The 19,915-nt window shown below is 73.3% G+C and carries 15 protein-coding genes; 7 read left to right on the top strand and 8 right to left on the bottom strand.

The window, feature by feature from the left end:
• Window positions 1-48: 48 nt before the first annotated feature.
• Window positions 49-1,509 (bottom strand): sodium:solute symporter family protein, encoded by a 1,461-nt coding sequence (locus ACZ60X_RS22855; protein WP_469601337.1) that lies wholly within the window; start codon window positions 1,507-1,509, stop codon window positions 49-51.
• Between the two features lie 196 nt (window positions 1,510-1,705).
• Here ACZ60X_RS22855 and ACZ60X_RS22860 point away from each other — a divergent pair, with 196 nt between their 5' ends.
• The gene (locus tag ACZ60X_RS22860; protein ID WP_469601340.1) at window positions 1,706-3,247 is read left to right on the top strand and encodes a PucR family transcriptional regulator; all 1,542 of its coding nucleotides are present in this window, start codon (window positions 1,706-1,708) and stop codon (window positions 3,245-3,247) included.
• Here the strand turns inward: ACZ60X_RS22860 and ACZ60X_RS22865 are convergent.
• The 3 genes from ACZ60X_RS22865 to ACZ60X_RS22875 form a co-directional block, all read right to left on the bottom strand.
• A complete protein-coding gene (locus ACZ60X_RS22865) occupies window positions 3,217-5,442 on the bottom strand; it encodes an ArnT family glycosyltransferase (protein ID WP_469601343.1) in 2,226 nt (741 codons plus the stop codon). The two genes, ACZ60X_RS22860 and ACZ60X_RS22865, sit on opposite strands and share 31 nt — an antisense overlap.
• A gap of 67 nt (window positions 5,443-5,509) precedes the next feature.
• Window positions 5,510-5,713 (bottom strand): DUF397 domain-containing protein, encoded by a 204-nt coding sequence (locus ACZ60X_RS22870; protein ID WP_469601346.1) that lies wholly within the window; start codon window positions 5,711-5,713, stop codon window positions 5,510-5,512.
• A gap of 195 nt (window positions 5,714-5,908) precedes the next feature.
• Window positions 5,909-6,280, bottom strand: coding sequence for a hypothetical protein (locus ACZ60X_RS22875; protein WP_469601349.1), 372 nt, complete (start codon window positions 6,278-6,280; stop codon window positions 5,909-5,911).
• Between the two features lie 100 nt (window positions 6,281-6,380).
• Here ACZ60X_RS22875 and ACZ60X_RS22880 point away from each other — a divergent pair, with 100 nt between their 5' ends.
• The 3 genes from ACZ60X_RS22880 (at window position 6,381) to ACZ60X_RS22890 (ending at window position 11,820) form a co-directional block, all read left to right on the top strand.
• Window positions 6,381-7,313, top strand: coding sequence for a serine hydrolase (locus ACZ60X_RS22880; protein ID WP_469601352.1), 933 nt, complete (start codon window positions 6,381-6,383; stop codon window positions 7,311-7,313).
• Between the two features lie 292 nt (window positions 7,314-7,605).
• On the top strand, window positions 7,606-11,325 hold the full coding sequence (locus tag ACZ60X_RS22885) for an ABC transporter ATP-binding protein (protein WP_469601354.1): 3,720 nt from the start codon (window positions 7,606-7,608) through the stop codon (window positions 11,323-11,325).
• 102 nt (window positions 11,326-11,427) lie between these two features.
• Window positions 11,428-11,820, top strand: a complete 393-nt coding sequence (locus ACZ60X_RS22890; protein WP_469601356.1) for a hypothetical protein — start codon at window positions 11,428-11,430, stop codon at window positions 11,818-11,820.
• A gap of 19 nt (window positions 11,821-11,839) precedes the next feature.
• Here the strand turns inward: ACZ60X_RS22890 and ACZ60X_RS22895 are convergent, their stop codons facing one another.
• Together ACZ60X_RS22895 and ACZ60X_RS22900 are read right to left on the bottom strand one after the other, a co-directional pair.
• On the bottom strand, window positions 11,840-12,403 hold the full coding sequence (locus ACZ60X_RS22895; protein WP_469601595.1) for a hypothetical protein: 564 nt from the start codon (window positions 12,401-12,403) through the stop codon (window positions 11,840-11,842).
• Between the two features lie 115 nt (window positions 12,404-12,518).
• A complete protein-coding gene (locus tag ACZ60X_RS22900) occupies window positions 12,519-14,342 on the bottom strand; it encodes a glycoside hydrolase family 3 protein (protein ID WP_469601360.1) in 1,824 nt (607 codons plus the stop codon).
• A gap of 203 nt (window positions 14,343-14,545) precedes the next feature.
• On the opposite strand from ACZ60X_RS22900, the gene aroA reads away from it, so the two are divergent.
• A complete protein-coding gene (gene aroA, locus ACZ60X_RS22905) occupies window positions 14,546-15,778 on the top strand; it encodes a 3-phosphoshikimate 1-carboxyvinyltransferase (RefSeq protein WP_469601597.1) in 1,233 nt (410 codons plus the stop codon).
• 5 nt (window positions 15,779-15,783) lie between these two features.
• Here the strand turns inward: aroA and ACZ60X_RS22910 are convergent, their stop codons facing one another.
• Together ACZ60X_RS22910 and ACZ60X_RS22915 are read right to left on the bottom strand one after the other, a co-directional pair.
• A complete protein-coding gene (locus tag ACZ60X_RS22910) occupies window positions 15,784-16,584 on the bottom strand; it encodes a sugar phosphate isomerase/epimerase family protein (RefSeq protein WP_469601363.1) in 801 nt (266 codons plus the stop codon).
• Window positions 16,585-16,602: 18 nt separating this feature from the next.
• Complete coding sequence (locus ACZ60X_RS22915; RefSeq protein ID WP_469601366.1) at window positions 16,603-17,526, bottom strand: bifunctional helix-turn-helix transcriptional regulator/GNAT family N-acetyltransferase; 924 nt, start codon at window positions 17,524-17,526, stop codon at window positions 16,603-16,605.
• A gap of 291 nt (window positions 17,527-17,817) precedes the next feature.
• On the opposite strand from ACZ60X_RS22915, the gene ACZ60X_RS22920 reads away from it, so the two are divergent.
• On the top strand, window positions 17,818-18,129 hold the full coding sequence (locus ACZ60X_RS22920) for a hypothetical protein (RefSeq protein ID WP_469601371.1): 312 nt from the start codon (window positions 17,818-17,820) through the stop codon (window positions 18,127-18,129).
• Window positions 18,130-18,247: 118 nt separating this feature from the next.
• Window positions 18,248-19,498: an FAD-dependent monooxygenase gene (locus tag ACZ60X_RS22925; RefSeq protein WP_469601373.1), complete on the top strand. Its 1,251-nt coding sequence runs from the start codon at window positions 18,248-18,250 to the stop codon at window positions 19,496-19,498.
• Window positions 19,499-19,915 lie beyond the last annotated feature (417 nt).

A 19,915-nucleotide genomic window follows, 5' to 3' on the forward strand; every position in this document is an offset into this window, starting at 1 on the left:
GCCTTCTTTCCTGCGCTTCGTCGCGCATGTACTGCTTGTCGTACGACTCTACTGGGGAGCCGGGACCGGATCGGAGGTGAGTTCGGGGTTCCGTCCGGCGAGGCGTTCCCGCCAGGTGGCGAGGACCGTCTCGTCGGTGGGCCGGGTGGCCAGGGACACGGCGACGTAGGAGGCGAGGGAGGCGAGCAGGCCGTAGTAGACGGGTTCGTTGGCGAGGATGCCGAACCCGGCCATCAGGCCGATGACCGCGAGGCCGCCGGCGACCACCGAGGCGAGCGCGCCCTGGGCCGTGCCGCGCTTCCACAGCAGACCGCCGAGGATCGGGACGAGCAGGCCGCCGACGAGCAGGTTGTAGGCGACGGTCAGCGCCTCGACCACGTTGTTCAGCGCGATCGCCGTGCCGATCACCGCCACGCCCATGATCAGGATGAAGGCGCGGTTGCCGCCGACCTCGTCATGGTCCCCGGACGGGCGCCCGGTGCGGCCCCGCAGCCGCGACCAGATGTCGTTGTTGGCCACCGTCGCACAGGCGATCAGGGCGCCGGAGGACGTCGACATCACGGCGGCGAGCGCGGCGGCCAGCACCAACCCGCGGACACCGACGGGGAGTTCGGCCTTGACGATGGTGGCGAAGGCGTCGTCGGGGCTGCCCAGCTTCGGGTACAGCACCTTGGCGGCCGTACCGATCACCGCGCCGGCCAGGGCGTAGGCCAGACAGTAGGTCCCGGCCACCGTGCCGCCCCACCTGGCCGTCCTGTCGCTGCGGGCGGTGAACACGCGCTGCCAGATGTCCTGGCCGATCAGCATGCCGAACGTGTAGATCAGGACGTAGGTGAAGATCGTCTCGCCGCCGATACCCAGCGGGTCGAAGTAGGAGGTCGGCAGCTTGGCCCGCATCGCCCCGAAGCCGCCTGCCTTGACGACCGCGATCGGCAGGAGCAGGAGCAGCACGCCGATGGTCTTCACCACGAACTGGACCATGTCCGTGAGGGTGATCGACCACATGCCGCCGAGCGTGGAGTACGCGACGACGATGGAGCCGCCGATGACGATCGCGAGCGTGCGGTTCATGTCGAAGAGGACGTCGAAGATCGTGGCGTAGGCGATCGTCGAGGTGACGGCCAGCATCAGGGTGTACGCCCACATGACCACGCCCGAGATGACGCCCGCCCTGCCGCCGTAGCGCAGGTCGAGCATCTCCGAGACGGTGTAGACCCTCAGGCGGGCGATGCGGGCGGAGAAGAAGACCGACAGCGCCAGCAGGCCGAGACCGATGGTGAAGACCATCCAGGCGCCGGAGAGGCCGTACCGGTAGCCGAGGCCCACACCGCCGATGGTGGACGCGCCGCCGAGGACGATCGCCGCCATGGTGCCGGAGTACATGGCGGGCCCGAGGCGGCGGCCCGCCACCAGGAAGTCGCTCTTCGACCTGGCGCGGCGCATGCCCCACCAGCCCATCGCCAGCATCCCGGCGAGATAGACGACGATCACTGTGTAGTCGACGGCCATGGTGGGGGCCCTCCTTCGCGCACTGTCGGTGGCGTGTCGTGCAGATGCAGGGGAGTGGGGACGACGGCAGGGGCTCGCGGGGACATCCGCCCGTACCCGCGGCTGCCGTACGGACTTGACACTAGGTGGCCGGAAAGCGACTGCGAAGTGTACGTTTCATCCATATGCACGGGGTGGAGTGGAGGGAACGCACACCATGCCGGAACCGATCACCCCAGCGGCGACCTCACCGTCCTCGCCTGCCCCGGCGGTCCCGCCGACCCCGCCGATCCCGCTGTCGGCCCTGCTGGCCCGCGAGGACCTGGCCCTGCGGCGGATCGCGGGCCCGGCGGACGCCTCGACCGTGATCCACTGGGCGCACACGTCGGAGATGGCCGACCCGTACCCGTACCTGCTCGGCGGGGAGCTGCTGCTCACGGCCGGGGTGCACGTCCCTGAGGCGGCGGGCTCGGGGACCTACTTCGACGACTACGTCGCCCGGATCGTCGCGGCGGGCGGCGCGGCCCTCGGCTTCGGGGTGGCCCCGGTGCACGACACGGTCCCGCGCGCCCTGGTCGCCGCCTGCGACCGCCACGGCCTCCCGCTCCTGGAGGTCCCCCCGCAGACCACCTTCTCCGGCGTTGCGCGCGCGGTGTGGCAGCTGATGGCGCAGGCCCGGCTGGCCGAGCTGCGGCGCGTCACCGAGGCCCAGCAGAGCCTCGCCTCCGCCGCCGCCCGGCCCGACCCGGTCCCCTCGGTCCTGCGCCAGCTGGCCCATCGGCTGGCCGGCCACGCGGTGCTCTACGGCCCCGACGGCACCCGGATCGCCGCCGCCGGCCGTGAACCGGCGGCGGGGGTGGGGCGGGCGCTGACGAAGCTGGCGCGGGTCGTACGGCCCGGCGGGAGCGCGCCCCCCGCCCCCACCTCCGCCACGGACACCCTCGGCGACACGCACCTGACCGCCTACGCCCTCGGGGCCGGTGAGGGGTTCGTCCTCGCGGTGGCGAGCGCCCGGCGCGAGCCCGGCGACCACACCATCGCCTCCGTGGCCTCCGTCCTGCTGTCACTGCTGACCGGCGAGCACCACAGCGGAGCCGGGGCCGCGCGCTCCTCGGCCTTCGTACGGCTGCTGCTCGGCGCGCGGCCCGCCGAGGTGGCGCCGCTGCTCGGGGAGGGCGGCTGGGTCGTCGTGCACGCCCGGCCCGAGACCCAGCTCCCGGACGCCGTCGCCGCCTCGGCGCTCGGCGCCGCCCTGGGGTCGCCGCTGGTCGACCTCGGGCGTGAGGTCGTACGGGTACTCGTGCCCGTCTCGGTGCCGGGCGGGCGGGAGCCGGAGGCGCAGCCCGGCTGGACGCTCGGGGCCAGTGCCGTCGTGGCGCCGGACGCGTGGCCGGACGCCGACACCCAGGCGGCCCGCGCCCTGGCCCGGGCCCGCGCCACCCGCGCCCCGCTGGTCCGGCACGGGGCGCGGCCGGCGCTGGCGGACCTGGTGCCACGCGCGGACGCCGAGGCCCACGCCCACACCCTCCTGGCGCCGCTCGCCGGCCGGCCGGCCCTCACCGAGACACTGCGCAACTGGCTCTCACTGCACGGCAGTTGGGACCGCGCGGCGGTCGCCCTGGACGTCCACCGCAACACCGTGCGCCAGCGCATCGCCCGCTGCGCCGCCCTGCTGGACGCCGACCTCGACGACCCGGACGTGCGCATGGAGCTGTGGTTCGCGTTGCGTCAGCTCACGTCCGACGGGTCCAGGCGGTAGAGCGCCGACTGGTTGGACCGTGACGCCGTGCCCGACGAGGACGTGGACGAACCCGTCCTGCTGTACGCGCTCTCCTTCACCAGCGTGCCGTGCCTCTTCACCCAGGCCGTGACCTCGGAGGACACGCTGCTGTTGTCGCCGCCGGGGCCGCCGCCCATGCCGCCGCCGAGCTGGACGTAGTGCAGCTCGCCCTTCTTGACCAGCTCCTGGAGCTTGGCGACGGTCATCGCCTTGTCGGTGCCGGTGAAGCCCCACATGGAGATGACCGGCACCTGCGCGCTCAGCTCGATCTGGGCCGCGCTCCGGGAGTTGGAGACCGCGAGCAGCCAGGTGGCGCCGTCCCGGCGCTTCTCCAGGTACGTGATCAGCTCGCTGCTCGCGCCGCCCATACCGCCGCCGCCCATACCGCCGCCGCGCATACCTCCGCCGCCCATGCCGGCTCCCGTACGGCCGCCCACGCGTCCCGACTCGCCCGTGGCGGCGTCGGCGCCGCCCGGCGTCGTACCGCCCGACGCACCCTGTCCGCTGGGAAGTTCACCGTTCTCCCCGCCGCCCGGGAAGCCTCCAGCCTGCTGTCCGCCGCCGCCCGGCATCGCACCCCCGGGGAAGCCGCCACCCGCCTCGGCGCTTCGGCCGCCGCCCGGGAAGCCACCCCGGCCGCCCCCGCCGGGCCCGCCGAAGCCGTTGTCCGTCGACGGACCGGCCGTCGGGTTCGTACCGCCCATCCCGCCGCCCGAACCGGACAGCACCGACCAGGCGTACGCCGCCGGGCCCGCGAGCGCGGCGACGACCGCCGCGGCGAGGGAGGCCGCCAGGAGCCATGCCCGACCTCCGGACCGGGAGACGAACAGGCCGACGAGCGCCGCCGCCATGACCACACCGATGGTCGGCCACAGCCAGGTGTTCCAGCCGGAGGCCCGGCGGAGCAGGACGATCGCCCAGATCGCCGTGACCGCGAGACCGGCCGGCAGCACCCATGCCCAGCGCTTGTCGGCGCGGAACGCGTTCAGCAGCATCACGCCACCGCCGCCGCACAGTGCCGCGATGCCCGGGGCGAGCGCGGTCGTGTAGTAGGGGTGCATGGTGCCCTGGGCCGTGGCGAAGATGGAGTAGTGCAGCAGCGTCCAGCCGCCCCACAGGACCAGTGCCATCCGCTTCAGGTCGGTGCGCGGGGCTCGCCCGCACAGCACCAGGCCGCCGATCAGCGCGATCACCGAGAAGGGCAGCAGCCAGGAGATCTGGCCGCCCAGGACGTCGTTGAACATCCGGCCGAGGCCCGAGGTGCCGGAGAAGCTCGCGCCGCCCCCGCCGCGTGTGCCGTTGCCCTCGCCGCCGAAGACGCGGCCCAGACCGTCGTACCCCATGATCAGGTCCCAGGCGGTACCGTCCGTCGAGCCGCCGATGTACGGCCGGTCCGAGGCCGGGACCAGGGAGACCGCCAGCGCCCACCAGAAGCTGAAGACGGCCAGGACGACCGCCGCGCCCAGCAGATGGACGAGCCGCTTCACCCACGGGGCCCGCGACGCGTACAGGTGGACCGCGAAGACGGCGGGCAGCGCGATGTACCCCGCGAGCAGCTTGGTGTGGAAGGCGAGGCCGAAGCAGGCCGCCGAGCCGAGCAGGGGCAGCAGCCGGTCCTCACGCGTGGCCCTCAGCGCCAGCGCCGCGCCCGACACCATGAGGAACACCAGCAGCGTGTCGGGGTTGTTGTCCCGGTTGATGGCGACCGTGATCGGCGTCAGCGCCAGGACCAGGGCAGCAGCAGCCGCCGCCCCGTGCCCCCACACCCGCTTCACGGACGTGTGCAGGATCCAGATCGTGGCCAGCGCTACGACGATCATCGGCGCCATCATCTGCCAGGTGCCGAAGCCGAAGAGGCGGCACGACAGGCCCATGACCATGAGCGCGAACGGCGGTTTGTCGACGGTGAGGAAGTTGCCCGGGTCCAGCGAGCCGAAGAACCAGGCCTTCCAGCTCTTCGTACCGGCCCAGACAGCACCGCTGTAGAAGGTGTTCAGGTTCGACCCGGACAGATTCCAGGTGTAGAGCACGGCCGCCAGCAGCAGGATCGCGAGCAGCACGGGAAGCGACCAGCGCGGGGTGCGCCCCGGCGGTACGTCGACGTCCGGAGCCGGTGGGCCCAGGGTCGCGGTCTCGGTCGTGGCGCGGGGGAGGGGATCGGTGGCAGATGTCACGGTGGCAGCGTGCAGAGGCGGTTTGGGCGTGTGCTGTGGTGTGCCTTGCTGTGGCCTGTGAATCGGCTCAGGCCGTGAACTCGCCGTTCTTGACCGCCGCGACGAACGACGACCAGCCGAGGGCGGGGAAGTACAGGGCGGGGCCGTCGGGGGTCTTGGAGTCTCGGACGGGCACGCGGTCTGAGGGGTGGTTGGCGAGGACTTCGAGGCAGCTGCCGCCTTGGTCGTTGCTGTGGGAGGACTTCCGCCAAGCGTTGATGCGGTCAGCCATGGCGTTCGTAGTCCCTCGCTGTTGTCCTGAGCAGAGCCAGTGATTCCCTGAGCGGCAGTGCGTTGCCCAGTGATCACGCCACCGACCTGCTCGCCGACGACCGGGCGACCTCTGCCCAGCTCCGGTTCCTGCTCGCCCGGATGCGCGAGGCGTTGGCCGACGTACACAGGATCGCCGAGAGCCGGGGTGCCCGCCTCAGTCCAGGAGTTTGGGAAAGTCCTCTCTGATCTGAGCCAGTTGGGCGTCGTAGCCCGCGATGAAGTCCGGGAGGCGGTCCTGGCCGATGGTGTCGGTGTAGGGCAATGGCCCCTGCTCCAGAAGGCCCGGTATGGAGCGGAACACCGAGGCCGCCGCCTCCCCGTTCGTGCCACCCCTCTTGCATGTCGCCAGCAGAGCGTCGTACGGGTTCGACTTCAGGTCGCTGATCCGCTTTTCCGGGCTGTCCTTCCCCGTGAAGGCGTCCGCGCCGGGCAGGCGCTTGCCCGGATCCGCGAGGAAGCGCAGCACCGCCACTGCCGCGAACAACCGCCCCGACCGCCGGACCTGACTCTCGCTCTCCCCTGGCATGAGCGAATCATTGCCCCTGCCCACCCTCGCGAATCCCTCGAACTCTCCTGACGGGAAAAGGCGTGCAACCATTCCGCCGACCCGGTGAGTCAACGTGGGCATGGATTACCGGATATCAAGACGTACCGGCGTACGTACCGCCGCCCTCGCCGCCGCCCTGCTCATACCGGCGGCCACCGCCGTATCCACCGCCACCCCGGCCGCCGCGGCCGCGCCCGCCGTCAGCTGTACGTCCGCCAAGGCGGGCCTCGCCACGAAGCTGCAGAAGGACATCACCGGTGCCCTGGCGGGCCGCAGGAGCACGGTCGCCCTCGGGCTGTACGACCGCGGCACCAACACCACCTGCACCCTGCGGGCGACCAGCGCCTACGACTCGGCCAGCACCGTGAAGGTCACCGTGCTCGCGACGCTGCTGTGGGACGCCAAGAAGCACGACCGGTACCTGACGAGCACCGAGCAGTCGCTCGCCAAGGCCATGATCACCCAGTCCGACAACACCGCCACCAGCAAGCTGTGGAAGCAGCTGGGCCTGACGAAGATCAAGGGCTTCCTGTCCGCCGCCGGGATGACGAAGACCGTGCCGGGCACGGGCGGTTACTGGGGTCTGACCCAGGAGAACGTCACCGACGAGCAGAAGCTGCTCAAGCTCGTCACCGCGAAGAACAGTGTGCTGAGCGACAACTCCCGCGCCTACATTCTGAAGTTGATGGGCCAGGTCATCTCCTCGCAGCGCTGGGGCACCCCGGCCGGGGCCCCGTCCACCGTCTCCGTGCACGTCAAGAACGGCTGGCTGCAGCGCTCGACGCACGGCTGGCGGGTGCACAGCCTCGGCACCTTCAACGGCGCCGGCCACGACTACATGATCTCCGTGCTGACCCAGGACAACAGCACCATGGACGACGGCGTGACGACCATCCAGAACGTGGCCAAGGCCATCCACAAGGACCTCGTGCCGATCACCTCCGAGACCGCCGTCTACGTGCCGACGAGCCGGCCGAGCGAGGCGTTCGTCGCGGTGCCGCCGCAGGGCTGACGCGGGCTGAAGGGCGGGGCGGCCTGCCGTGCGCCCGCTCGTTCCACGGTGGCGGGCATGCGCCTGGGGGCGGTGCTCGCCGCCCTGGCCGCCGGTCCGGCGGCGGCCACCACGTGGCCGGCGTCGCCGCCCGCCCCTCGCCCGGCGCCACGGCCGGGCAGCCCCGGCCGAACCCGCTCCCGGACGACGTCGAAGGCATGCGATCACGCCCCCGGTTCGTTGCGGAGGGATGAAATCCGCTCACGTGGGCGTTGGTGTGTTCCGGTGGACGAGACTCACGGGAGGCACCGGCGTGGCAGCGCAACGGGGATGGGCAAGACGGCTGGCGGCCTACGCCTGGCGGTATCCGAAGGACGTCGTCCTGGCCCTCGGCTCGTCCCTGGCCGGCATGGCGGTCATGGCCGTGGTCCCGCTGATCACCAAGATGATCATCGACGACGTGATCGGGAACCACAGCCGCCCCATGGCCCCCTGGGCCGGCGCCCTGATCGGCGCGGCCCTCCTCGTCTACGCGGCCACCTACGTCCGCCGCTACTACGGCGGCCGGCTCGCCCTCGACGTGCAGCACGACCTGCGCACGGAGATGTACGGGACGATCACCCGGCTCGACGGCCGCCGCCAGGACGAGCTGTCCACCGGGCAGGTCGTCGGCCGGGCGACCAGCGACCTGCAGCTGATCCAGGGGCTGCTCTTCATGCTCCCGATGACCATCGGGAACGTCCTGCTCTTCCTGATCTCCCTGGCGATCATGGCGTGGCTGTCGCTGCCGCTGACCCTGGTCGCCCTCGCCGTCGCGCCCGCCCTCGGCTGGATCGCCCGGCGCAGCCGCAGCAGGCTGCACCCCGCCACCTGGTACGCCCAGGCCCAGGCCGCCGCCGTCGCGGGCGTGGTCGACGGCGCCGTGAGCGGCGTGCGCGTGGTGAAGGGCTTCGGGCAGGAGGAGCAGGAGACCGGCAAGCTCAGGGAGGTCGGCCGCCGGCTCTTCGCGGGGCGGCTGCGCACCATACGGCTGAACAGCCGGTACACCCCCGCCCTCCAGGCCGTCCCGGCCCTCGGCCAGGTCGCCATGCTGGCCCTCGGCGGCTGGCTGGCGGTGCGCGGGCACATCACGCTCGGCACGTTCGTCGCCTTCTCCAGCTACCTCGCCCAGCTGGTCGGCCCGGTGCGGATGCTCGCCATGGTCCTCACCGTCGGCCAGCAGGCCCGCGCCGGCACCGAGCGCGTGCTGGAGCTGATCGACACCGAGCCGACGATGCGGGACGGCACCAAGACCCTGCCCGCCGACGCGCCCGCGACCGTCGAGTTCGACGACGTGTCCTTCGGGTACGGCGAGGAGCGCCCGGTGCTGCACGGGCTGAGCTTCGAGATCCGCGCCGGCGAGACCCTCGCCGTCGTCGGCTCCTCCGGCTCCGGCAAGTCCACCCTCTCCCTGCTCCTGCCGCGCTTCTACGACGTCACCCACGGCGCCGTCCTGGTCGGCGGCCACGACGTCCGCGAACTCACCCTGGACAGCCTGCGGGCCGCCATCGGGCTGGTCCCCGAGGACTCCTTCCTCTTCTCCGACACCGTGCGGGGCAACATCGCGTACGGCCGTCCCGACGCCACCGACGAGGAGATCCGCGAGGCCGCCCGCGCCGCCCAGGCGGACCGTTTCATCCGGGAACTGCCCAGGGGCTACGACACCAAGGTCGGCGAGCAGGGCCTGACCCTCTCCGGCGGCCAGCGCCAGCGCGTGGCACTCGCCCGCGCCCTGCTCACCGACCCCCGGCTGCTCGTCCTGGACGACGCCACCTCCGCCGTCGACGCCCGCGTCGAGCACGAGATCCACGAGGCCCTCAGGCACGTCATGCGGGGCCGGACCACGCTCCTGATCGCGCACCGCCGCTCCACCCTCAACCTCGCCGACCGCATCGCCGTACTGGACGGCGGCCGGCTCGCCGACATCGGCACGCACGACGAACTCCAGGAGCGCTCCGCCCTGTACCGCCGGCTGCTCACCGACCCCGACGAGCTGGGCGGGGTCTCCCCGGGCCACGCCGTGGCCGCCGGTCCGGCCGAGGACACGACCCTGCGCGCGGAGCTGGACGCCGAGTTCGACGCCGAGCGGGGCGTGACCCCCCGGCTGTGGACCGGCGACCGCGCGCCCAGGGACCTGGCGCTCAGCGGCACGCCCGCCAGCCCCGAACTGCTCGCCCAGGTCGAGGCGCTGCCCCCGGCCACCGACACCCCGGACGTCGACGAGGCCCGGGCGGTGCGCCGCGAGGACTCCTACGGGCTGCGCCGGCTGTTGCGCGGCTTCGGTGTGCCCCTGCTGATCAGCCTGGGGCTGGTCGCCGTGGACGCGGGCGCGGGGCTGCTGCTGCCGGTGCTGATCCGGCACGGCATCGACCAGGGCGTCACGAAGACGGCCCTCGGCGCCGTGTGGGCGGCCTCCCTGCTCGCCCTGCTGACCGTCCTCGTCCAGTGGGCCGCCCAGATCGGCGAGACCCGGATGACCGGCCGTACCGGCGAGCGGGTCCTCTACTCGCTGCGGCTGAAGATCTTCGCCCAGCTCCAGCGGCTCGGCCTCGACTACTACGAGCGCGAGCTGACCGGCCGGATCATGACCCGCATGACGACCGACGTCGACGCCCTGTCGACGTTCCTGCAGACCGGCCTGGTCACCGCCTTCGTCTCGGTCGTCACCTTCTTCGGCATCATGCTCGTCCTGCTGCTGATCGACGTGCAGCTCGCACTCGTCGTCTTCGTGACCCTGCCGCCGCTGATCGTCGCGACGTTCTTCTTCCGCCGGGCGAGCGTGAAGGCGTACGAGCTGGCCCGGGAACGGGTGTCGGTCGTCAACGCCGACCTGCAGGAGTCGGTCGCCGGGCTGCGGATCGTGCAGGCCTTCCGGCGCGAGCGGGACGGCGGGGCGCGGTTCGCCGGGCGCAGCGACGACTACCGCCGCGCCCGCGTCCGGGGCCAGCGGCTGATCTCGGTCTACTTCCCCTTCGTGCAGCTGCTGTCGTCGGTCGCCTCGGCGTCCGTGCTGATCGCGGGCGCGCACCGGGTGGAGGCGGCCACGCTGACGACGGGTGCGCTGGTCGCCTACCTGCTGTACATCGACCTGTTCTTCGCCCCCGTCCAGCAGCTGTCGCAGGTCTTCGACGGCTACCAGCAGGCCACGGTCTCGCTGGGCCGCATCCAGGAGCTGCTGCGCGAGCCGACGTCCACGCAGGCGGCGCGGGAACCGCTGGAGGTGCTGTCGCTGCGCGGTGAGATCGCCTTCGAGGACGTGCACTTCGCCTACGGCGACGAGGAGGAGGCGCTGACCGGGATCGACCTGACGATCCCGGCCGGGCAGACGGTGGCGTTCGTCGGCGAGACCGGTGCGGGCAAGTCGACGCTGGTCAAGCTGGTCGCGCGGTTCTACGACCCGACCGCCGGCCGGGTCACGGCGGACGGCACGGACCTGCGCGCCCTCGACCTGACCTCCTACCGGCACCGGCTCGGAGTGGTCCCGCAGGAGGCGTACCTGTTCCCGGGCACCGTCCGCGACGCCATCGCCTACGGCCGTCCCGAGGCCACCGACGCCGAGGTGGAGGCGGCGGCGCGGGCGGTCGGCGCGCACGAGATGATCGCCGGGCTGGAGGGCGGCTACCTGCACGAGGTCGCCGAGCGCGGCCGGAACCTCTCCGCCGGCCAGCGCCAGCTGATCGCGCTCGCCCGCGCCGAGCTGGTCGACCCCGACGTCCTGCTCCTGGACGAGGCCACCGCCGCCCTGGACCTGGCCACGGAGGCCCAGGTCAACCAGGCCACCGAGCGGCTGGCGGGCCGTCGTACGACGCTGGTGGTCGCGCACCGGCTGACCACGGCCGCCCGCGCGGACCGGGTGGTGGTGATGGACCACGGCCGGGTCGCGGAGGACGGCACCCACGACGAACTCCTCGCCCGGGGCGGCCGGTACGCCGAGCTGTGGCGCACCTTCGTCGGGGGATCCGAGCCGGAGGAGCCGGTGGCGGCCACCCGCTGAGGCGTTCCGCTGACGGTCGTGCAACCTTCCGACACACCCGAGCGTCCGTACATCAGTACGGGCCGTCGGGGGAAGGCGTTCGTGAAACGGGGAGGAACAGCTGTGGACCGTGGTGGGACACGCCGGCGTCTGGCGCTCGGGGCGGCCGTGCTGGCCGCGTCGGCCACGCTCGCCCTGCTGGCGTCCGGCGCTGCGGAGGCCGCCCCGGCGGACGCCTGCGTGGGGCGCGAGGTGCGGACCCTGGCGTTCGGCACCGGCGTCACGCACGTGTACAAGCGGGACGGATACGTCTGCGCGCTCACCGTCGCCCGGCGGCCCGGCGCCGTGCAGACGATGTCCGTGAGCGTCCAGGCCCGCGGCAACCGCCCGGTGGTCGACAGCGGCGGCTACCGGTACCAGGCGGGCCCGGTCACCGTCCACGCCGGCCACCGCTGCGTGTGGATCAAGGGCTCGGTGGGCCGGGGTTCGGTCAGCTCGGGCTGGATCATGTGCTGAAACCCGCCCGGCGGAGGTCTCACATCCGCCGGGCGCAGCCCACCGGTTCGCTGCCGCCCAGCTGCACGTACAGCACCGTCGACGCCGGGCACCGCTCCCGCGTCGCCGCCGCCGTGGTGATCCGGTACTGCGGCCGGTGCGCGGCCGTGCCGTCGCACCGCGTCTCGCGGACCTGTCCGGCGCCGGAGGTGTAGACGCAGTCGCCCGGGATCGTGCGCGGGCCGCCTCCGCCGCCGGGGTCGCCGGGGTGCGGGGGTTCCAGGTTCCGCATGCAGGCATAGCCCTCGGCGGCGATGTGCAGGACGAAGTCGGTGGTCGGCGGGCACAGGGGGCCGTCGGCCGGCGCGCCGTCGTAGCGGGCGACGACCCGCGCCGCCGCCCGCTCGCCGGCGCAGGGCACCTCGGTGACGTGGGCCGTGCCGAAGGAGCTGCACGCGCCGACGGCGAGGAACCCGGCGCCGCGGCCGCCGTCCGCGGTGGGGCGGGCGTCGGCCACCGGCGCGCCCGCGCCGCCCCGGCAGCCGGTCAGCAGGGCGCCGGCCAGCAGCAGGCACACCGGTCCCCAGGCGTCGTTCGCACGCATCGTCATCCCCCCGAACACCCCCGCCCAGCGTGGCCCGCGGCGCCGGTGCCACGCCAGACGGCGCGGGCGGGTTTGCGCCCGCCCGCCGCGACCGCGCCCGGTGCGTGACGTACGCCTAGTACGTCAGCCCGTGCCCGATCGGGTACAGCACCTGCGCCGGATCGTCCGCCCGCCGCACCGGCACCGGCAGCCTCCCGCGCGGCGACACGCGCCCGGCGATCACCCGCGCGGCGGCCCGCACCTCGACGTCGGTCCAGCCGTAGGACGCCAAGGCGGCCTTGACCGGGGGGAGTTGGGCCACGTCGTAGGGGTTGCGGACGGCGAGGGCCGCCAACGGCCTGCCGGTGGAGAGCAGTTGGTCCACCAGGGTGCGCTGTGTGCTGCCCGCCGTCACGTTGTAGGTCGCCACCACGATCGCGTCGGCGTCCCGGGCCGCCGCGACCGCCTCGGCGACGGTGGCGGTGGAGGGGGCGGTGCCGGTGGCCAACGCCGTCGCGGCGAAACCGAGTTCGGTGAGGGCGGCGGCCAGGACGCGGGTGGGCGGGCCGGTGGTGCCGGAGGGGGAGTCGGGGTCCGCGCCGACGACCAGGATCCGGCGTTCGGCGCGCGGCGTGAAGGGCAGGGTGCGGTCCTCGTTGACGAGCAGCGTCGTGGTGCGCTCGGCGATCCGGTCGGCCGCCGCCAGGTGCGCCTTCGTGCCCACCGTGCGCTCCACGTCCGCCCGGTCGGGGTACGGCTCGGCGAAGAGGCCGAGCCGGGACTTCAGCCGCAGGATGCGCAGGATCGATTCGTCCAGGCGGGACTCGGTCAGCTCGCCGTCCCGCACGGCCTTCAGCACGGCGTGCCAGGCGACCGAGATCGAGGGCGGGTCGAGCAACTGGTCCGCCCCGGCCTTGAGCGCGAGCACCGGCACCCGGTCGTCGCCGTACTTGGCGCGCACGCCCTGCATGCCGAGGGAGTCGGTGACGACGACGCCGTCGTAGCCGAGGTCGCCGCGCAGGATGCCCGTGAGGATCGGACGGGAGAGGGTGGCCGGGTCGCCGGAGCCGTCCAGGGCCGGGAACTGGATGTGCGCGGTCATGATCGAGTCGATGCCGGCGGCGATCGCGGCCCGGAACGGGACGGCGTCCAGCCGCTCCCACAGCTCCCGGCTGTGCGTGATGACCGGGAACCCGGTGTGGCTGTCGGTGGCGGTGTCGCCGTGGCCCGGGAAGTGCTTGGCCGTGGCCGCGACCCGGGACTCCTGATATCCCCTCACCTCGGCGGCCACCAGCTCGCCGACCGCCGCCGGGTCGGCGCCGAAGGAGCGGACGCCGATGATGGGGTTGGCCGGGTTGACGTTGACGTCCGCGTCGGGGGAGTAGTCCTGGTTGACGCCCATCGCGCGCAGCTCCGCACCGGAGATCCGGCCGAGGGTCCGCGCGTCCGCCCGTGAGCGGCCCGCGCCGAGTGCCATCGCGCCCGGGAAGAGCGTGGCAGGCCTGCCGATCCGGCAGACGGCGCCGTGCTCCTGGTCGGTGGTGATGAGCACCGGCAGGCCGCGCGGCTGCTCCAGGGAGGCCCGCTGGATGCCGTCGGACAGGTCCCGGACCTGCCGTGGGTCCCGGGTGTTGTGGGCCCAGCTGAAGTAGATGATGCCGCCGACCCGATAGGCGGCGATCAGCTCGGCGGCGGTGCGGACGCCGATCTCCTTGAGGTTGGCGTCGATGTCGGCCTGGTCGGGGGCGGTGGCGCAGTGGCCGTAGACCCGCATCACGAAGAGCTGGCCGACCTTCTCCTCCAGCGTCATCCGGGAGATCAGGGCGCGCAGCGCGCGGTCGTCGGGTGGCGGGGCGGGGACGGTGGCCTGCGCGTCCGGTGCCGGTACGGTCAGCGCGGCGGTGAGACCCGCGGTGGCGGCGAGGACGGCGCGTCTGGAGGGTCTGCTGGTGTCGGACACGTGCGCTCCTTCCAGGGGGAACCGCTGAAGGAAACTTCCGCGAGGTCACCACTATCCGGGAAGTTTCTTTCCGTCAAGGGACTGCACAGTAACCGCAGGAGGGGTCGCCACCGACGCATTGAGGGAGCGTGCCGATGGCCGGGGTGTCCCAGTTCATGGACATCGCGTCCCGGTCCGCGGCCCGTACGGCCATCATGGCGGCCATGCCCGCAGTCGACATCCCCGGTTCCAAGTCCCTCACCAACCGCGCCCTGTTCCTCGCGGCGGCCGCCGACGGCGTCACCACCCTGGTGCGGCCGCTGCGCTCCGACGACACCGAGGGGTTCGCCGAGGGCCTCGCCCGGCTCGGCTACCGGGTGGGCCGCACCCCGGACACCTGGCAGGTCGACGGCCGCCCGCAGGGCCCGGCGCGCGCCGAGGCCGACGTCTACTGCCGCGACGGCGCCACCACGGCCCGCTTCCTGCCCGCCCTGGCCGCCGCCGGGCACGGCACCTACCGCTTCGACGCCTCCCCGCAGATGCGCCGCCGCCCCCTCGGCCCGCTCACCCGCGCCCTGCGCGACCTCGGCGTCGACCTGCGCCACGAGGAGGCCGAGGACCACCACCCGCTCACCGTCCGGGCCTGCGGCGTCGAGGGCGGCGAGGTCTCCCTGGACGCCGGCCAGTCGTCCCAGTACCTGACCGCGCTGCTCCTGCTCGGCCCGCTCACCCGCACCGGGCTGCGGATCCACGTCACCGAGCTGGTCTCGGCGCCGTACGTGGAGATCACGCTGGCGATGATGCGGGCCTTCGGGGTGGAGGTCGCCCGGGACGGCCGGGTGTACGACGTCCCGCCGGGCGGCTACCGGGCCACCACCTACGCGATCGAGCCGGACGCCTCCACCGCGAGCTACTTCTTCGCGGCGGCCGCCGTCACCCCGGGCCGCGAGGTGACCGTGCCCGGCCTCGGCGCGGGCGCGCTCCAGGGCGACCTGCGCTTCGTCGAGGTGCTGCGGCGGATGGGCGCCGAGGTGGAGATCGCGGCCGACCGGACGACCGTGCGCGGCACGGGAGTTCTGCGCGGGCTCACCGTGAACATGCGGGACATCTCCGACACCATGCCGACGCTGGCCGCGATCGCGCCGTTCGCCGGCGGGCCGGTGCGCATCGAGGACGTGGCGAACACCCGGGTGAAGGAGTGCGACCGGCTTGAGGCCTGCGCGGACAACCTCCGGCGGCTCGGCGTGCGGGTGACGACCGGCCCGGACTGGATCGAGATCCAGCCGGGCAGCCCGCTGCCGGACGTGGAGATCAAGACCTTCGGCGACCACCGCGTCGTGATGTCCTTCGCCGTGACCGGGCTGCGCACGCCCGGCCTGACGTACGACGACCCCGGCTGCGTCCGCAAGACGTTCCCGGGCTTCCACGAGGCGTTCGCGCAGCTGAGCACCCTGTAGGGGCGTCAGGCCGCTTCGCCGAGCAGGCGCAGCAGGTGCTCGCGGCCCCCGCCCAGCAGCCCGCCGAGCGGGGCGGCCGCCTCGTACCACCGCTTCTCGTACTCCCAGCAGAGCCATCCGTCCCACCCGTGCCGGCACAGCACGTCCACGCACTCGGTGAGCGGCAGCACCCCCGCGCCCAGCGGCAGCGGGGTCGTGTCGTCGGCCGACGCGATGTCCTTGACCTGCACGTACCCCAGATGCGGGGCCAGGGCGGCGTAGGTCTCGGCGGGCTGCTCGCCGCCCAGCCAGGTGTGCATGACGTCCCACAGCGCGCCGACGTGGCCGTGTCCGACCGGGCCCAGCACCCGGATCGCGGCGGCGCCGGTGCGGTGGGAGTCATGGGTCTCCAGCAGGACCCGTACCCCGAGTGCGGACGCGTCCTCGGCTACCGTGCCGAGCCGCCGGGCGGCGGTCGCGTCGGACTCGGCGGCGGGCAGGCCGGGGTCGGCGCCGGGGAAGACCCGGACGAAGGGGGCGCCGAGGTCGTGGGCGAGCCGCAGCAGTGCGCGTATCTCGTCGACGACGGGCTCGTCCGCGCCGGGCGCGGCCACGCGCGCGTACCCGGCGACGCCGAGGACCTCGACCCCGGCCGCCTCGAACTCGGCGGCCGCGTCGGCGCGCTGAGTCGCCGTGAGGCCCGGATGCACCGGCTCCTCCGGATGGGCGCGCAGCTCGACACCGTGGTAGCCGTGCGTGGTGGCCAGCGCCAGCACGTCGGGCAGCGGAAGACCGGGAACACCGAGGGTGGAGAAGGCTAGCTTCATGGTCACGGACCCTACTCGTCACTCGCCCGATCGGTGCAGATCCAGGCGCCAGTCCTGGCCGATCAGGTCCTTGCCGAAGGAGCGGTGCGGCTTCTCGGCGGTGAGCACGAAGCCGCGGTGCCGGTAGAGGCGCCGGGCGGCGGCGAGCACGTCGTTGGTCCACAGCACCAGGTAGCGGTAGCCGGCGCCGCGCGCGAAGTCCACGACCGCGCCGACCAGCAGGTCCCCGATGCCGTGCCCCCGTGCCTCCGGTTCGACCAGCAGCAGCCGCAGCCGCGCGGTGTCCGGGGCCTCGTCCCGCACGCACATCACGCACCCCACGCGCCGGCCGGCCAGCTCCGCGATCCACACCCGCTCCAGACGCGGGTCGTGGTCCTCGGCGTAGTCCGCGACGATCCGGGCGACCAGCCCCTCGTAGTCGGCGTTCCAGCCGTACTCCGCCGCGTACAGCGCGGCGTTGCGCTGCACGATCCAGCCCAGGTCACCGGGGATCGGCGCGCGCAGCACGGCCTCGGCGGGGCCCTGCGGGGCCGGGGGCGGGTCGCCGAGGATCGTCCGGATGGTCCGCATGGCCTCGGCCAGGCGCGCCCGCTCCGCCGGGCCGACCGCCCCGAGCAGCACGCCGGCCGATTCCCCGGCCCGCTCGTCGAGCAGCGTGGCGGCCTGTCGCCCCCGCGCGGTGAGCACCACCCGCGCGCCCGAGGCGTCCCGCCCGACCAGTCCGGCCTCCTCGAAGGAGCCGAGGATCCGGTTCAAGTGCCCGCCGTCCAGCCCGAGTCGGGTGCGCAGCCCGTCCTCGCCGGGGCCCGCGGCGTGCGCCAGTTCGTAGAGCACCCGGCATTCGGTGAGGGTGTAGGGCGCGCCCAGACGCCGGCCGTAGTCGAGGGCGCCGATGGCGTGGGTGTAGAAGCGGTTGAAGGAGCGGATGTCCTGAACGGTCATGGCGGGACCCCGATGCTTTACGGGTGGTTGAAGCGTTCAAGTGCGCTGGTTCTTTTACCCGTTCTTACTATCCCCCGCTGAGCCTGCTTTTGACTTCCCCGGCCACTCAACGTAGGTTTAATCCTGAACGTCACTTATGTCTGATATGGCATTGAAGTGACGGATCCGCCGCGGATCGCCATCGCGGGCGGCGGACCGCGCCCGGAGCTGCGCGCAGGCTCCGGAGCGCCAGAGGTCGGCCCTGAAGCGGCCGCGGAAGAAATCCACACATCCCTCGGAGAGGGGCACATCATGCGCGCGCACACCACCCGCATCAAGAGACTGGCCATCGCCGTCCTCTCGGCGCCCGCACTGGCCCTCGCGGCCGGAGCCGGCGTCGCCAGCGCCACCACCGCCGCGGCACCGACCAACGTCGTCGCCGACCACGGCGACCACGGCGACCACGGCGACCACGGCGGCGGCTGGGGCGACGGCGGCGGCTGGGGCGACCACGGCGGCGGCTGGGGCGACCACGGCGGCTGGGGCGACGGCGGCGGCTGGGGCGACCACGGCGGCGGCTGGGGCGACCACGGCGGCGACGGCGGCTGGGGCTGGGGCGATTGACGACGACTGCCCCCCGCTGACATGACACCCCTGGCAAGGCAGGGGACCCGGGTGCCCGCTCCAAGGGCACCCGGATTCATATGACCGTTCGACCCGCGGCCGTGAAGGCGGTGACCGGATGAGGATCGTGTGCGTGGGCGGAGGCCCGGCCGGACTTTACTTCGCGATCTCGGCGAAGCTGCGCGACGCCGGGCACGAGATCACGGTGATCGAGCGCGACCCGCCCGAGGCCACCTACGGCTGGGGCGTCGTGTACTGGGAGGGCCTGCTGGACCTCCTGCACGCCAACGACCCCGAGAGCGCCCGGGCGATCAGCGCCGGTTCCGTGCTCTGGCAGGGGCAGGAGATCCAGGTGCACGGCGGCGGCCACGACGGTACGGCGTACTTCGGGGGCTACGGCTACAGCATGGGCCGCGCGGCCCTGCTGGAGGTGCTGACCCGGCGCGCGCGGTCCCTCGGTGTGGAGGTGCGGCACGGGGAACACCTGACTGACCTCGCGGAGCTGCCCGATGCCGACCTGGTCGTGGCCGCCGACGGGGCGGGCAGCCGGATCCGGCAGAGCCGCGCCGGGCACTTCGGCACGACGACGCAGACCGGCCGCAACCCCTATCTGTGGCTCGGCACGGACCGGCAGTTCGACAGCTTCGTGTTCTGCTTCGAGCAGACCGAGGCGGGCTGGATCTGGTTCCACGCGTACCCCTCGATCCGGGGGATCAGCACCTGCATCGTGGAGTGCTCCCCCGAGACGTGGCACGGCCTCGGCCTGGACGCGGCCGAGTCCGAGGAGAGCGTGCCGCTGCTGGAGAAGGTCTTCCACCGGGCGCTCGACGGCCACGCGCTGCTCAGCAGTTCCCGCGGCGCGCCGGCCCGATGGCAGCGCTTCACCCACCTCGCCAACCGCACGTGGGTCGACGCCACCGACGGCGGGCGTCCTCTCGTCCTGGCCGGCGACGCCGCGCACACCACGCACTTCACCCTGGGCTCCGGCACCCGGCTGGCGATGATCGACGGGATCGCGCTGGCCCGCAGCCTCTCCCGGCACGCGGATCCGGGCACGGCGCTACGGGCGTACGACGAGTGCCGCCGCCAGGATCTGCACCGCGTCCAGGCCGGAGCGCGCTCCAGCATGGCCTGGTTCGAGCGGCTGGACGACTTCCTGGACCGCGACCCGGTGTCCTTCGCCTACGCCATGGCCGTCCGCACCGGCCGCCAGCCCCACTGGCGCTACCAGCTTCACCTGGCCACCCAGTTCCCGGCCCTGCGCAGGGTCCGCCGGACCTACGACATGGGCCACCGCTGGTACCGGATGCGACGCAGGGGAGAAGCCCCGCTGCCCCTCCTGGGACGCGCGGTCACGGGCCTGCGCTGAGCGCTCCGCTCGCGGTGCCGCGCCATGGCCGTCGGCCGGCCGCGGGTCCGCCCCGGCAGGTCGCGCCCACGCGGCGGAGCCGCATATCGGTACAGCCCCGCGCCCTTCGGGACGCTGCCGAACCGCACCGGACTTCGCCCGACCCGCTCAGCCGACCGGAACGCAGCACCGGCATCAGCCCCGGCCCGCCCCTCCTCCGGCGGCCAGCGCGCTGGCGTCGGCGCCGGCGTGGCGTCGATGTCTGGGTGGCTGTCCGGGGCGGGCCGGTGTTCAGGTGCGGGGTGCGGCGGTGGATCCTCGCATCATCGGCTCGCTCCGTCCCATGCCGGCCACGGGCTCCTCCTGGGCGTGGCTCTCGCCTCGGCCGGCGGTGAGCGCGCTGGTGTCGGCGTGGCGTCGATGTCTGGGTGGCTGTCC

The organism is Streptomyces sp. NPDC104106, assembly GCF_055584345.1.

What these genes read in the sequence shown, in the direction of transcription:
- ACZ60X_RS22855 (WP_469601337.1), bottom strand. Translation starts at nt 1,509, where the DNA reads ATGGCCGTCGACTACACAGTGATCGTCGTCTATCTCGCCGGGATGCTG.
- ACZ60X_RS22860 (WP_469601340.1), top strand. Translation starts at nt 1,706, where the DNA reads ATGCCGGAACCGATCACCCCAGCGGCGACCTCACCGTCCTCGCCTGCC.
- ACZ60X_RS22870 (WP_469601346.1), bottom strand. Translation starts at nt 5,713, where the DNA reads ATGGCTGACCGCATCAACGCTTGGCGGAAGTCCTCCCACAGCAACGAC.
- ACZ60X_RS22875 (WP_469601349.1), bottom strand. Translation starts at nt 6,280, where the DNA reads ATGCCAGGGGAGAGCGAGAGTCAGGTCCGGCGGTCGGGGCGGTTGTTC.
- ACZ60X_RS22880 (WP_469601352.1), top strand. Translation starts at nt 6,381, where the DNA reads ATGGATTACCGGATATCAAGACGTACCGGCGTACGTACCGCCGCCCTC.
- ACZ60X_RS22895 (WP_469601595.1), bottom strand. Translation starts at nt 12,403, where the DNA reads ATGCGTGCGAACGACGCCTGGGGACCGGTGTGCCTGCTGCTGGCCGGC.
- aroA (WP_469601597.1), top strand. Translation starts at nt 14,546, where the DNA reads ATGCCCGCAGTCGACATCCCCGGTTCCAAGTCCCTCACCAACCGCGCC.
- ACZ60X_RS22910 (WP_469601363.1), bottom strand. Translation starts at nt 16,584, where the DNA reads ATGAAGCTAGCCTTCTCCACCCTCGGTGTTCCCGGTCTTCCGCTGCCC.
- ACZ60X_RS22915 (WP_469601366.1), bottom strand. Translation starts at nt 17,526, where the DNA reads ATGACCGTTCAGGACATCCGCTCCTTCAACCGCTTCTACACCCACGCC.
- ACZ60X_RS22920 (WP_469601371.1), top strand. Translation starts at nt 17,818, where the DNA reads ATGCGCGCGCACACCACCCGCATCAAGAGACTGGCCATCGCCGTCCTC.
- ACZ60X_RS22925 (WP_469601373.1), top strand. Translation starts at nt 18,248, where the DNA reads ATGAGGATCGTGTGCGTGGGCGGAGGCCCGGCCGGACTTTACTTCGCG.